The sequence below is a fragment of the Ramlibacter albus genome (genome assembly GCF_014297445.1).
GTDB classification, from domain to species: domain Bacteria; phylum Pseudomonadota; class Gammaproteobacteria; order Burkholderiales; family Burkholderiaceae_C; genus Ramlibacter; species Ramlibacter albus.
On sequence record NZ_JACORU010000004.1, the window covers coordinates 430,330 to 443,113 of the forward strand.

The following is a 12,784-nucleotide window of genomic DNA, read 5'->3' on the forward strand; positions in this document are numbered from 1 at the left end:
TAAGTAGTTTTGCTTGCACGGGGGCGGCGGCCGGCGGGCCGCCGGCCATCACATGTTGCGCCGGTACTGCCCGCCCACCTCGAACAGGGCGCTGGTGATCTGGCCGAGCGAGCACACCCGCACGGCGTCCATCAGCACCTCGAACACGTTGCGGTTCTCGATCACGGCCTGCTGCAGGCGCTTGAGCATGGCGGGCGACTCGCCAGCGTTGCGTGCATGGAAGTCCTGCAGGCGCCTGAGCTGGCTTTGCTTTTCCTCCTCGGTGGAGCGGGCCAGCTCCAGCTTGTCCAGCACGGCATCGCCGTGCGGGTTGCGGAAGGTGTTGACGCCGATGATCGGCAGCTCGCCGGTGTGCTTGAGCATCTCGTAGTGCATGCTCTCGTCCTGGATGCGGCCGCGCTGGTAGCCGGTCTCCATCGCGCCGAGCACGCCGCCGCGCTCGCTGATGCGCTCGAATTCGGCCAGCACCGCTTCTTCCACCAGGTCCGTCAGCTCGTCGATGATGAAGGCGCCCTGGTTCGGGTTCTCGTTCTTCGCCAGCCCCCACTCGCGGTTGATGATCAGCTGGATGGCCATCGCGCGGCGCACCGATTCCTCGGTGGGCGTGGTGATGGCCTCGTCGTACGCGTTGGTGTGCAGCGAGTTGCAGTTGTCGTAGATCGCGATCAGCGCCTGCAGCGTGGTACGGATGTCGTTGAACGCGATCTCCTGCGCGTGCAGCGAGCGGCCGGATGTCTGGATGTGGTACTTGAGCTTCTGGCTGCGCTCGTTGGCCCCGTACTTCTCCTTCATCGCCACCGCCCAGATGCGGCGAGCGACGCGGCCCATGACGGTGTACTCCGGGTCCATGCCGTTGCTGAAGAAGAACGACAGGTTGGGCGCGAAGTCGTCGATGTGCATGCCCCGCGCGAGGTAGGCCTCGACGAACGTGAAGCCGTTCGACAGCGTGAAGGCCAGCTGCGAGATCGGGTTGGCGCCGGCCTCGGCGATGTGGTAGCCCGAGATGGAGACCGAATAGAAATTCCGGACGTTGTGGTGGACGAAGTACTCCTGGATGTCGCCCATCACCTTCAGCGAGAACTCGGTGGAGAAGATGCAGGTGTTCTGGCCCTGGTCTTCCTTCAGGATGTCCGCCTGCACGGTGCCGCGCACGTTGGCGAGCACCCATTCCTTGATCTTCGCGGCCTCGGTCGGCGTCGGCTCGCGGCCGTTGTCGGTCTTGAACTTCTCGATGTTCTGGTCGATGGCGGTGTTCATGAACATCGCAAGGATCGAGGGCGCCGGGCCGTTGATCGTCATCGACACGGAGGTGGCCGGGTCGCACAGGTCGAAGCCCGAGTACAGCACCTTCATGTCGTCGAGCGTGGCGATCGACACGCCGGAGTTGCCCACCTTGCCGTAGATGTCCGGGCGCAGGTCGGGCTCGTTGCCGTACAGCGTGACGGAGTCGAACGCCGTGGACAAACGCTTCGCGGGCATGCCCTGCGACAGCAGCTTGAACCGCTTGTTGGTGCGGAAGGGGTCGCCTTCGCCCGCGAACATGCGGGTGGGGTCCTCGCCCTCGCGCTTGAACGCGAACACGCCGGCCGTGTACGGGAACGAACCGGGCACGTTCTCCAGCATCAGCCACTTGAGGATCTCGCCGTGGTCCTCGTATTGCGGCAGCGCGACCTTGCGGATGGTGGTGCCGGAGAGCGACTTCGAGGTGAGGCGCGTGCGGATCTCCTTGTCGCGGATCTTGACCACGTACTCGTCGCCCGAATACGCCTTCTGCATGTCCGGCCACTGCTTGAGCAGGTGCAGCGCGTCGCGGTCCATGCGCGCAAGGCGCTTGCCGGCGAGGTCGAGCGTGGCCTCGGCGGCCGGTGCGCGGTCGGGCTTGTCGACCTGCAGCATGCGCGCGGCTTCCTTCAGCTGCTGGATCTCGCGGGCGATGCGCGACTGCTCCACCGCGCGCTTCTTGTAGCCGCGCACCGTCTCGGAAATCTCGGCGAGGTAGCGCGAGCGCTGCGGCGGCACCACGGGCGTCTGGTTGGTGCTGTGGCGCACGTCGACCGCGGGCAGCCGGCCATCCTTGAGCCCAAGGCCCAGTTCCTCGAGGCGCGGCTTCATCGCCTGGTAGAGCGCCGTCACGCCGTCGTCGTTGAAGCGCGCCGCCATCGTGCCGAACACCGGCATCTCGTCGGGCCGCTGCCTGAACGCTTCCTTGTTGCGCTGGACCTGCTTGGCCACGTCGCGCAGCGCGTCGGCAGCGCCCTTGCGGTCGAACTTGTTGATGGCCACGAACTCGGCGAAGTCGAGCATGTCGATCTTCTCGAGCTGGCTGGCGGCGCCGAACTCCGGCGTCATCACGTACACCGGGACGTCCACGTGCGGCACGATGGCCGCGTCGCCCTGGCCGATGCCGGAGGTTTCGACGACCACCAGGTCGAAGCCGGCGGCCTTGCACGCGGCAACCACGTCGGGCAGGGCGGCGGAAATCTCGCTGCCGAAGTCACGCGTCGCGAGCGAGCGCATGTACACGCGCGGGCCTTCGCGCCAAGGCGAGATGGCGTTCATGCGGATGCGGTCGCCGAGCAGCGCGCCGCCGCTCTTGCGGCGCGAGGGGTCGATGGAGATGATGGCGACGCGCAGCGAATCGTCCTGGTCCAGGCGCAGCCGGCGCACCAGCTCGTCCGTGAGCGAGGACTTGCCCGCGCCGCCGGTGCCGGTGATGCCCACCACCGGCACGTGGCGCTTGTCGGATTCCATGCGGATGGCGTTCACCAGCTGGGCGTCGGCCGTGCCGGCTTCCAGCGCGGTGATCAGTTGCGCCAACGCGCGCCAGTTCTTCTCGTCATGCCCCTGGATCGCGGCGAGTTGCGTCGGCGCATACGAGGCGATGTCGCGGTCGCAGCGCATCACCATCTCGCCGATCATCCCCTGCAGGCCCATCTTCTGCCCGTCCTCCGGGCTGTAGATGCGGGTGACGCCGTAGTCCTGCAGCTCCTTGATCTCCGAGGGCACGATCACGCCGCCGCCGCCGCCGAACACCTGCACGTGCTCGCCGCCGCGCTGGCGCAGCAGGTCGACCATGTACTTGAAGTACTCGACGTGGCCGCCCTGGTAGGAGCTGATGGCGATGCCCTGCACGTCCTCCTGCAGCGCGGCCGTCACCACCTCGTCGACGCTGCGGTTGTGGCCGAGGTGGATGACCTCCGCGCCCATGCCCTGCAGGATGCGCCGCATGATGTTGATGGCCGCGTCGTGCCCGTCGAACAGGCTCGCGGCCGTGACGAAGCGCACCTTGTGCGTGGGGCGGTAGTTGGCGAGCGCCTTGAATTCGGCGGACAGGTCGGTCATGGGGGCTCCAGCGAACCCCCGTACCATACTTGACGTTTACGTAAACGTCAACGACTCAGCCGCCGTACAGGAACTTCGGCAGCCACAGCGTCAGGCCCGGCCAGATGTACATGAGGACCATGCACAGGATGACGATGAGCATGTACGGCATCATCCCCGCGAAGATCTGGTTGATCGTCACGTGGGGGGGCGAGACGCCCTTCAGGTAGAAGGCCGACATCGCCACCGGCGGCGACAGGAAGGCGGCCTGCAGGTTGACGAACACCAGCACGCCCCAGAGGATGGGGTCGATCTGGAAGTGCTGCAGCAGCGGCAGGAAGATGGGCACGAAGATCACGATGATCTCGGTCCACTCCAGCGGCCAGCCCAGGACGAAGATGATCGCCTGCGACACCAGCAGGAACTGCACGGGCGACAGGTTCATGCTCAGCACCCAGCGTTCGACCAGCGCCTGCCCGCCGAGGATGGCGAACACGGCGGAGAAGATGGCCGAGCCGATGAACAGCCAGCACACCATCGACGTCGTCTTGGCTGTGAGGAACACGGCCTGCTTGATCTTCTCCCAGGTGAGCGTCTTCGCCTGCCAGGCCATCAGGAACGCGCCCAGCGCGCCGACGCCCGCCGACTCGGTCGCCGTGGTGATGCCGAACAGGATCACCGCCAGCACGACGAAGGTGAGGATCCCCAGCGGCATCACCGAGATCGTGAGCAGGCGCAGGATCTCGAACTGTTCGGCGTCGAAGCGCAGGTAGTACCAGATGAGGAAGACGAGCGACAGCGCGGCCGTGATGGCGAAGCCGATGTAGAACTCATCGGGCACGCCGACCGGCCCGTCCGGCGCGGCGGGTTCCCCCAGCTCCCTGGGCCCGGCGCTTTCGGACTTCTCGGCACCGGGTGGCTCCTGCACCCCACCTGCGGACGGCGGCTCCTGCAAGCCGCCGGCTGCCGGCGGCTCCTGCACACCGCCCGACGCGGGCGGCTCGCTCAGGCCGCCGGACGCGGCCGGCGGCTCCTGCAGGCCGCCGCCGGCGGACGCGCCGGGGCTGGCGGTTTTCTGCACCGACTCCACCTGCAGGGGCGCGGGCGCGTCGACCTTCTGCGAATAGATGACGACGTACCACCATGCGGTGGCGAGCGTCACCGCCACGAGGATGACCGGCACGAGCGCGGTGACGAGGTTGCGCAGGAGCATCCCGCGCGTCACGCGTTCGCCGCCTTCGGCCGGCGGCGCCGCCATGGCGCGCGCGGGCGACAGGCTGGCCGCGACGAGCGCGGGCAGCATGCGGCGCGAATAGGCCTGCGACAGGTGCTGCACCCAGGCCGGGATCGGCACCTGCATCTGCTCCGGGGGCAGCCTGGGCGCGATCTTCGGGTTGATGAGAACCCACCCGATGATGTACACGAGGTAGAGCAGCGCCAGGAAGAAACCCGGGAACATCGCGGCCGCATAGAGTTTCACGACCGACTGCCCGGCCACCGCCGCGTACACGATGATCATCACCGAGGGCGGGATCAGGATGCCCAGCGTGCCCCCGGCCGTGATCACCCCGGATGCGAGCTTCACGTCGTAGCCGGCGTTGAGCATGGGCCGCATGGCGATCACGCCCATCAGGACCACAACCGCACCGACCAGCCCCGACGCGATGCCCCAGAAGGTGCAGATGATCAGGGTCGTGACCGCGAGCGAACCGGGAAGCCGCCGGAAGGCGAGCTGCACGCTGTGGAACATCTTGTCCACCAGCGCGCCGCGCTCCATCACGTAGCCCATCAGCACGAACAGCGGGATCGACAGCAGCGTCTCGTTGTTCATCGCGCCGAAGGCGCGCTGCACCATCAGGTCGAAGATCCGGTTGTTCCAGAAGTGGACGTTCGGGTCGTAGAACGCGACCCAGCCGAACATGATGCCCAGCCCCATCAGCGTGAAAGCCGTGGGGAAGCCGAGCATGATGACGACGACGATGAGGATCAGCATCGTCAGCCCGAGGGCGGCGTTGCTCATGAATGGGATGAAGGCGTTCATTCCTGCCCCAGGCGCTGGCGCGCCGCCTCGTCGATGCTCTTGGTCTTGGCGATGGCCTCGCGCCGCGACGCGTCGTCGACGTAGGTGCTGCTGGACAGCTGCTGTTCGACGACGTCGATTTCCTCGGCGTCGTCCAGCCGCTCGGTCCACCGGCCCGTCTTGAGGCACACGATGCAGCGCACGATCTCGGAGATGCCCTGCAGCAGCACGGTGGCGCCCGCGAAGGGAATGAAGAACTTGAAGGGGTAGATCGGCAGCGGCGTGGCGTTGAACGTGGTTTCGTGGATCGCCAGCGAATCGCCGAAGTACACCCAGCCGGCCCACGTGAGGGCCAGGATGCCCGGCATGAAGAAGACGATGTAGAGCACCAGGTCCAGCGCGGCCTGCCGCCGCGGGGGCATGCTGCCGTACAGGAAGTCGCCACGCACGTGCGCATCGTGCGCGAGCGCGTAGGCCCCGCACATCATGAACAGCGTGCCGTACATCATGTTGTTGACGTCGTAGATCCATGCCGTGGGCATGTTGAAGATGTAGCGCTTGGCGACTTCGGCGCACACGACGAGCATGAGCGCGACGATCAGCCAGGCGAACGCCTTGCCGATCCACGTGCTCAGGGACTCGACTGCGTGCAGCATCTTTTCGATGGTCATTCTTCCGGATCCTCATCCATGCAAAAAAAGGCCAGCCGGGCGGCAAAGCCGCGCGACTGGCCGGCCCATGTGCCGACGCGTCAGGTCTTCTTCGCCGCGGCCTTGCGGAAGTAGCGGTTGGAAGCCATCTTGTAGTCGACGAGGTAGTCGTTCTGCCACGCGGTGGTGCGCTCCGCGTAGGCGCGCTGCGAGTCCAGCACCTTCTTGAACAGCGGGTTCTCCGCCGTCTTCTTGGCGACGATCTTGTCCCACGCTTCCAGCTGCGCCTGCAGGATCGAGTCGGGCGTCTTGTAGAAGCTCACCTTGTGCTTCGTCTTGAGCTCGATGTAGTCCTGCGAATTGCGGTCGATCGCCTTCCAGCTCATGTCGGCGCTGGACGCCTGCACCGCGTAGTCGATGATCGACTTGAGCTCCTGGGCCAGCGTGTTGTACTTGGTCTTGTTGAACAGGATCTCGAACTGCTCGCCGCTCTGGTGGAAGCTTTGCAGCATGCACACCTTGGAGACGTCGGGGAAGCCCAGGATCTTGTCGGAGGTCGCATTGTTGAATTCGGCCGCGTCGATCAGCCCGCGGTCCAGCGCGGCGACGATCTCGCCACCGGGCAGCGGGTTCACCGCGGCGCCCAGCTCCGTGAAGATGTCGACCGAGAGGCCCACGGTGCGGTACTTCAGGCCCTTGAACTGCGCGACGTTGGAGATCGGCTTCTTGAACCAGCCGAGCGGCTGGCAGAACTGCGGGCCGTACAGGTACGAGACGACGTCCATGTTGATGGACTTGTAGATCTCCTCCAGCAGCGCCTTGCCGCCGCCGTAGTAGTGCCACGACAGGACCATGTTCGGGTCCATGCCGAAGGCGGGGCCCGAACCCCACAGCGCGAGAGCCGCCTGCTTGCCGTAGTGGTACGCCACCACGCCGTGGCCGCCGTCGAGCGTGCCCTTGTTGACGGCTTCGAGCAGCTGGAACGCGGGAACGACGGCGCCCGCCGGCAGCACCTCGATCTTCAGGCGGCCGCCCGCCATGTCGTTCACCTTCTTCGCGAAATCGTTCGCGTACTCGTGGAAGATGTCCTTCGCGGGCCAGGTGCTCTGGAAACGGAACGAAGCGGTCGCGGGGGCCTGCGCGTAGACCACCGGCCCGGTGGCGGCTGCGGCGGCTGCGGCGGCGCCTTTGAGCAGGCCGCGGCGACGGGGATTCTTGCTTTCTGCCATAGGTGTCTCCTTGATTGCGTACATCGTGTTAGCAAGCTATCTTTGAAAAACATTTCATGTTGCCGTCAGAGGGTTTACACCCAATACTTAGTGCCACCAGCAACCACAGGAGTCAATAAAGTGGACCGGAGACATTTCTTCCAGGGAACCGCGGCAGCCGCCGCCACCGGCCTCGCCGGCTGCGCGACGAGCGGTATGGGCGCGGGTGCGGCGCGCACGCCTTTCGCCGTGCCGCAGGCCATGATCCCCGTCGTGGGCAGCGACGAGATGTACCCGGTGCGGCGCATCTACTGCATCGGCCGCAACTACCGCGCGCACGCCATCGAGATGGGCAGCAACCCGGACCGCGAGCCGCCGTTCTTTTTCCAGAAGCCCACCGACGCCATCCAGAATGTCCGGCCGGGCACCGTGGCGGACCACCCGTACCCCACGCTCACCAAGAACTACCACTACGAGGTGGAACTCGTCGCCGCGCTGGGCAAGGGCGGCAAGAACATCCCGGTGGCGCAGGCGCTGGACCACGTGTGGGGCTACACGCTCGGCCTGGACATGACGCGCCGCGACCTGCAGCGCGCGATGGGCGAGGAGAAGAAGCCCTGGGAGATCGGCAAGAGCTTCGACCACTCCGCCGTGATCGGCCCGATGCACAAGGTGGCGCAGGTGGGGCACTTCAACTCGGGCGCCATCTGGCTGAAGGTCAACGGGCAGACGAAGCAGAACGCCGACCTGAAGCAGATGATCTGGTCCGTGGCCGAGCAGATCGCCAAGCTGTCCGAGGCCAACGAGCTCTTCCCCGGCGACATCATCTATTCCGGCACGCCCGAGAACGTGGGGCCGATGGTGCGGGGCGACGTGATCGAGATCCACATCGACAAGCTGCCCAACCTGAGCGTCAGGATCGTCTGAGCGCCGCCGGGCCGCCCCAAGGCGCGAAAGCCCCCTCGGGGGGCAGCGAACCTCGCGAAGCGGGGAGCGTGGGGGCTCATTTCGTTCCGGCAAAATCGGGGGCATGAGCGCGCCCCCGACACTTTCCCCCGACCGCCTGCAGCCGCGCCCCGCCGAGGGCTATGCGGGCGACGTCACGCCCGAACTCGCCTGGCAATGGGTGCAGTCGGGCGAGGCCGTGCTGGTCGACATCCGCAGCACCGCCGAGCTGGAATGGGTCGGCCGCGTACCCGGGGCCGTCCACGTCGTCTGGAAACAGTGGCCCGGCATGGTGCCCAACCCGGACTACGACGCGCAGCTGAAGGCCGCCGTCCCCGAGGGCAAGAAGGTGGTGATGCTCTGCCGTAGCGGCGCGCGCTCCATCGCGTCCTCGCGCCGCGCGACCGAGCTCGGCATGGAGGCGTACAACATCCTCGAGGGCTTCGAGGGCGACAAGGACGCCGACGGCCACCGCGGCGTCAATGGCGGGTGGCGCTTCCGCGGCCTGCCGTGGAAACAAAACTAGGACAAGGAAATGCCGGTAAATCTGAGCGCGCCCGACGCGGCGCAACTGCACCCCGTCGCCGGCGTGCGCATCGGCGTCACCGAAGCCGGCGTGCGCAAGGCCAACCGCAAGGACCTCACCGTGATGCTGCTCGACGAGGGCACGGCCGTCGGCGGCGTCTTCACGAAGAACCGTTTCTGCGCGGCGCCGGTTCAGGTATGCCGCGAACACCTCGTCACGGGCGGCATCCGCGCCATCGTCATCAACACCGGCAACGCGAACGCGGGCACGGGTGAAGACGGGCTCGCCCGCGCGCGTTCGACCTGTGCGGCCGTCGCACGCGAGCTGAAGATCGCGCCCGAACAGGTGCTGCCGTTCTCCACCGGCGTGATCATGGAACAGCTGCCGGTGGACCGCATCGAGAAGGGCCTGCCCGCCGCCATCGCCGACGCGCAGCCCGGGCACTGGCTCAAGGCCGCCGAGGGCATCATGACCACCGACACGGTGCCGAAGGCCTTCAGCCGGCAGGTGCAGCTGGACGGCGCGACGGTCACGATCACCGGCATCAGCAAGGGCGCGGGCATGATCCGGCCGAACATGGCGACGATGCTCGGGTTCATGGCGACGGACGCGAACATCGCGCCGGCGCTGTTGTCCCAGCTCGCGTTCGACCTCGCCGAGGGCTCGTTCAACCGCGTCACGGTCGACGGCGACACATCCACCAACGACTCGTTCGTGGTCATCGCCACGAACAAGGCGCAGCACGCGCAGGTGACGTCGTGGAACAGCGCGGCGGGGCAGGCGTTGAAAGACGCCATGCTCGCCGTGGCGCGCGACCTCGCACATGCGATCGTGCGCGACGGCGAGGGCGCCACCAAGTTCATCGCGGTGCGCGTCGAAGGCGGCCGCACGCAGGACGAATGCCTGAAGGTCGCGTATGCGATCGCGCATTCGCCGCTGGTGAAGACCGCGTTCTTCGCGAGCGACCCCAACCTCGGGCGCATCCTCGCCGCAGTCGGCTACGCCGGCATCGACGACCTCGACCAGACTCGCATCGACCTGTACCTCGACGACGTGCACGTCGCAACCGGCGGCGGGCGCAACCCGACCTACCGCGAGGAAGACGGCCAGCGCGTGATGAAGCAAAGCGAGATCACGGTGCGCGTCTGCCTCGGCCGCGGCAAAGCCGCCGACCAGGTGTGGACCTGCGACTTCAGCCACGACTACGTGAGCATCAACGCGGACTACCGCTCCTGAATCGATGAACGAGAAGTTCGAACACCTGATCGCGCGCGCGGCACAACTCGTCGACCGCATCGAGGCGATCCTGCCGCAGCCGCTCGGCGCGCCCGACTGGAACGCGTCCATCGCCTGGCGCTACCGCAAGCGGTCCAGCGGCCACGGCTCGCTGGAGCCGGTGAAGCACGTCGCCGTCATTCGCCTGGACGACCTCAAGGAAATCGAGCCGCAGAAGGAGAAGATCCAGCGCAACACGCGGCAGTTCGTCGAGGGCCACCCGGCCAACAACGTGCTGCTGACCGGCGCGCGCGGCACGGGCAAGTCGTCGCTGATCAAGGCGTGCCTGAACGAGTACGCGCCGCAGGGCCTGCGCTTGATCGAGGTCGACAAGGCCGATCTCGTGGACCTGCCCGACATCGTGGACGTGTGCGCGCCGCGCGCCGAGAAGTTCATCGTGTTCTGCGACGACCTGAGCTTCGAGGAGGGCGAGGCCGGCTACAAGGCGCTGAAGTCCATCCTGGACGGCTCCGTGGCCGCGGCCACGCCCAACGTGCTGATCTACGCCACGAGCAACCGCCGGCACCTCCTGCCCGAGTACATGAAGGAGAACCTCACTTACACGCACACGGAGGACGGCGAGGTGCACCCGGGCGAAGTGGTGGAGGAGAAGATCTCGCTGTCCGAGCGCTTCGGGCTGTGGGTGAGCTTCTATCCCTTCAGCCAGGACGAGTACCTCGCGATCTGCGCGCAATGGCTGTCGCACTTCAAGGTGCCCACGGATGCGATCACGGCGGCGCGGCCCGAGGCGCTGGTGTGGGCGCTGGAGCGCGGCTCGCGCAGCGGGCGTGTGGCTTACCAGTTCGCGCGCGACTACGCGGGGCGGCACGAGTGAGCGAGGTGCTGGTCGCTCATGGCGAGCGGCCGCGCGAGGGCGGGCCGGACCGCAAGCAGGTCGAGGTTGCGGTCGGTGTATTGATTCGCGGCGACGGCGCTTTCCTGTTGACGTCGCGTCCACCGGGCAAGGTCTACGAAGGCTATTGGGAATTCCCGGGCGGCAAGGTCGAGGCCGGGGAAACGGTGGAGCAGGCACTGCGCCGTGAACTGCAGGAGGAGATCGGCGTCACCATCGGCGCCACGCACCCCTGGCGCATCCAGCTCGTGGACTACCCGCATGCGCTCGTGCGCCTGAACTTCTGCAAGGTCTACGAGTGGACCGGCAAGCTGCACATGCACGAAGGCCAGGCGTTCGCGTGGCAGCAGTTGCCGGTGGAAGTGAAGCCCTTGCTGCCCGGCACGATCCCTGTGATCGGCTGGTTCGAGGAAGAACGCGCCTAGTTCTCTTTCGGGTCGCCGAAAGGCAGCTCGTCCGGCGGCGTTTCGTCCGGAACCTTGAAGTCCTCGTTGCCCCACGCGCCCAGGTCGATCTGCTTGCAGCGCTCGCTGCAGAACGGCCGCCACGGGTTCGAAGGTGCGTAGACGCTGTCCCCACCGCACGTAGGGCAGCGCACGATGCGCTGCGCCGTGCTCATGAACAGAGGGTGAGCTCGAAAGCCGTGTTCTCGGTGCTCGCGACCTGGCGCTCGCCCTCCTGCCGCATCAACCGCACCGAGACCATCAGCCGGTTGCCGCTGATCTCCGGCACGATGCCCAGCGTGGGGTCGATGCGCATGCGCAGCAGCTGGAACGAGCGGCCCTGCGGCAGGTTCTGCTGGTACTGGCCGCTGTTGGCGATGACCTTCTGCGGCGAGCCGGAGTCGCGCAGCAGCTTGAGCAGCAGGTGGATGGCCTCGGCCGACGCGCCGAGCGTCGAGGCCCAGCGCTGCAGGTCCTGCTGGCGCGAGTGCGCGTCGCGGTGCTGCCAGGCGTAATAGGAAGGCAGGTCGAACTCGCAGGTGCCGCCGGGGATGCCCACGCGGCTGCGGATGCTCATCAGCCACTCGTTGTCGGTGAGCGCATTGCCGGCCTTGCCCGGCTGCTTGTTCAGCGCGTTGAAGCAGCCCTCCACCTGGCCCACGACGTCGTCGAGCACCGCCTCCGAGATGGCGGGGTTGCCGCGATAGCCGTTGAGCACCTGCTTCTGCCGGTCCAGGTCCTTCATGAGGTCGGACTTCAGGTCGGCGCGGGCGGCGACGTCCATCACCTCGAAGATCGTCGCGAGCGCGTAGTGGTGGTCGATGGGGTGCGTGCGCGGGACCAGCTCGCCGAGGCGCTGGAACAGATGCTCCAGTCGCAGGTAGGTGCGGATGCGTTCGTTGAACGGGTATTCGTAGAGGATCATGCGCTGGGGGAGGATGATAGCCCGAAGGTGCGCGCGGCCTGCGCGGTTTCCCCCGCCAAATCCCCCAGCGTTAATGCTTCGTTGCAAATGACAAGGTCGGCGGCGGCCAGGCGCAGCGCGCGAGGCGCCTGCGCCGCGATGATGCCGCGCACTTCCTCGGGCTTCAGGCCGCTGCGAGCGACGACGCGTGCGACCTGCGTCTCCTCGGAGCAATCCACCACGAGCACACGGTCCACGCGCTGGCGCCAGCGGCCCGACTCCACGAGCAGCGGGATGTCGAACACCACGCAGCGCACGCCTTTCGCGGCAGCCTCGGCCACCTGCCGCTCGCTTTCCTGCCCCACGAGCGGGTGGATGATCTCCTCCAGCTGGCGCCGCGCGCCGGGATCCGTGTACACGCGCTCGCGCATGCGCGCGCGGTCCAGCGCGCCGTCCGGGCCGATGAACTCGGGCCCGAAGCGCTGCGCGATGAGGGGGATGGCCGCGCCGCCCGGCGCCGTCGTGGCGCGCGAGATGGCGTCGGCGTCGATGCCGGTCGCGCCCAGCACCACCAGCTCGTGCAGCACGGTGCTCTTGCCGCTGCCGATGCCGCCGGTGAGCCCGATGCGCAGCATCGGC

General features: G+C 67.0%; 12 protein-coding genes. 5 read left to right on the forward strand and 7 right to left on the reverse strand.

Annotated elements, in window-relative coordinates; genetic code table 11:
- Window positions 1-48: 48 nt before the first annotated feature.
- From icmF to H8R02_RS13825, 4 genes are all read right to left on the reverse strand, one after another.
- Window positions 49-3,342, reverse strand: coding sequence for a fused isobutyryl-CoA mutase/GTPase IcmF (gene icmF, locus H8R02_RS13810; RefSeq protein ID WP_187082000.1), 3,294 nt, complete (start codon window positions 3,340-3,342; stop codon window positions 49-51).
- Between the two features lie 55 nt (window positions 3,343-3,397).
- Complete coding sequence (locus H8R02_RS13815) at window positions 3,398-5,341, reverse strand: TRAP transporter large permease subunit (RefSeq protein WP_187082001.1); 1,944 nt, start codon at window positions 5,339-5,341, stop codon at window positions 3,398-3,400.
- Between the two features lie 17 nt (window positions 5,342-5,358).
- Window positions 5,359-6,012, reverse strand: coding sequence for a TRAP transporter small permease subunit (locus tag H8R02_RS13820; RefSeq protein ID WP_187082002.1), 654 nt, complete (start codon window positions 6,010-6,012; stop codon window positions 5,359-5,361).
- A gap of 80 nt (window positions 6,013-6,092) precedes the next feature.
- Window positions 6,093-7,220, reverse strand: coding sequence for a TRAP transporter substrate-binding protein (locus H8R02_RS13825; RefSeq protein ID WP_187082003.1), 1,128 nt, complete (start codon window positions 7,218-7,220; stop codon window positions 6,093-6,095).
- A gap of 120 nt (window positions 7,221-7,340) precedes the next feature.
- Between H8R02_RS13825 and H8R02_RS13830 the strand changes: the two genes are divergently transcribed.
- The 5 genes from H8R02_RS13830 to H8R02_RS13850 all read left to right on the forward strand — a co-directional run bounded on the left by H8R02_RS13830 (window position 7,341) and on the right by H8R02_RS13850 (window position 11,223).
- The gene (locus H8R02_RS13830) at window positions 7,341-8,126 is read left to right on the forward strand and encodes a fumarylacetoacetate hydrolase family protein (protein WP_354004919.1); all 786 of its coding nucleotides are present in this window, start codon (window positions 7,341-7,343) and stop codon (window positions 8,124-8,126) included.
- A gap of 103 nt (window positions 8,127-8,229) precedes the next feature.
- Window positions 8,230-8,670: a rhodanese-like domain-containing protein gene (locus H8R02_RS13835; RefSeq protein WP_187082004.1), complete on the forward strand. Its 441-nt coding sequence runs from the start codon at window positions 8,230-8,232 to the stop codon at window positions 8,668-8,670.
- Window positions 8,671-8,679: 9 nt separating this feature from the next.
- Window positions 8,680-9,906 (forward strand): bifunctional glutamate N-acetyltransferase/amino-acid acetyltransferase ArgJ, encoded by a 1,227-nt coding sequence (argJ, locus tag H8R02_RS13840; protein ID WP_187082005.1) that lies wholly within the window; start codon window positions 8,680-8,682, stop codon window positions 9,904-9,906.
- A gap of 4 nt (window positions 9,907-9,910) precedes the next feature.
- A complete protein-coding gene (locus tag H8R02_RS13845) occupies window positions 9,911-10,780 on the forward strand; it encodes an ATP-binding protein (RefSeq protein WP_187082006.1) in 870 nt (289 codons plus the stop codon).
- A 5-nt stretch (window positions 10,781-10,785) separates the two neighbouring features.
- The gene (locus H8R02_RS13850; protein WP_187082068.1) at window positions 10,786-11,223 is read left to right on the forward strand and encodes an NUDIX domain-containing protein; all 438 of its coding nucleotides are present in this window, start codon (window positions 10,786-10,788) and stop codon (window positions 11,221-11,223) included.
- Here the strand turns inward: H8R02_RS13850 and H8R02_RS13855 are convergent.
- Genes H8R02_RS13855 through coaE form a run of 3 tightly spaced genes read right to left on the reverse strand, consistent with a single transcriptional unit; the run spans window position 11,220 to window position 12,780 of the window.
- Window positions 11,220-11,417 (reverse strand): DNA gyrase inhibitor YacG, encoded by a 198-nt coding sequence (locus H8R02_RS13855; RefSeq protein ID WP_187082007.1) that lies wholly within the window; start codon window positions 11,415-11,417, stop codon window positions 11,220-11,222. The two genes, H8R02_RS13850 and H8R02_RS13855, sit on opposite strands and share 4 nt — an antisense overlap.
- A complete protein-coding gene (gene zapD, locus H8R02_RS13860) occupies window positions 11,414-12,166 on the reverse strand; it encodes a cell division protein ZapD (RefSeq protein ID WP_187082008.1) in 753 nt (250 codons plus the stop codon). The genes H8R02_RS13855 and zapD overlap by 4 nt, the downstream gene beginning before the upstream one ends.
- Entirely contained in the window at window positions 12,163-12,780 is a 618-nt protein-coding gene (gene coaE / locus H8R02_RS13865; RefSeq protein WP_187082009.1) for a dephospho-CoA kinase, read from the reverse strand. Before coaE ends, zapD begins: the two co-directional genes overlap by 4 nt.
- Between the last annotated feature and the right edge of the window lie 4 nt (window positions 12,781-12,784).

What these genes read in the sequence shown, in the direction of transcription:
- zapD (WP_187082008.1), bottom strand. Translation starts at nt 12,166, where the DNA reads ATGATCCTCTACGAATACCCGTTCAACGAACGCATCCGCACCTACCTG.
- H8R02_RS13815 (WP_187082001.1), bottom strand. Translation starts at nt 5,341, where the DNA reads ATGAGCAACGCCGCCCTCGGGCTGACGATGCTGATCCTCATCGTCGTC.
- H8R02_RS13855 (WP_187082007.1), bottom strand. Translation starts at nt 11,417, where the DNA reads ATGAGCACGGCGCAGCGCATCGTGCGCTGCCCTACGTGCGGTGGGGAC.
- H8R02_RS13820 (WP_187082002.1), bottom strand. Translation starts at nt 6,012, where the DNA reads ATGACCATCGAAAAGATGCTGCACGCAGTCGAGTCCCTGAGCACGTGG.
- H8R02_RS13845 (WP_187082006.1), top strand. Translation starts at nt 9,911, where the DNA reads ATGAACGAGAAGTTCGAACACCTGATCGCGCGCGCGGCACAACTCGTC.
- icmF (WP_187082000.1), bottom strand. Translation starts at nt 3,342, where the DNA reads ATGACCGACCTGTCCGCCGAATTCAAGGCGCTCGCCAACTACCGCCCC.
- H8R02_RS13835 (WP_187082004.1), top strand. Translation starts at nt 8,230, where the DNA reads ATGAGCGCGCCCCCGACACTTTCCCCCGACCGCCTGCAGCCGCGCCCC.
- argJ (WP_187082005.1), top strand. Translation starts at nt 8,680, where the DNA reads ATGCCGGTAAATCTGAGCGCGCCCGACGCGGCGCAACTGCACCCCGTC.
- H8R02_RS13825 (WP_187082003.1), bottom strand. Translation starts at nt 7,220, where the DNA reads ATGGCAGAAAGCAAGAATCCCCGTCGCCGCGGCCTGCTCAAAGGCGCC.
- coaE (WP_187082009.1), bottom strand. Translation starts at nt 12,780, where the DNA reads ATGCTGCGCATCGGGCTCACCGGCGGCATCGGCAGCGGCAAGAGCACC.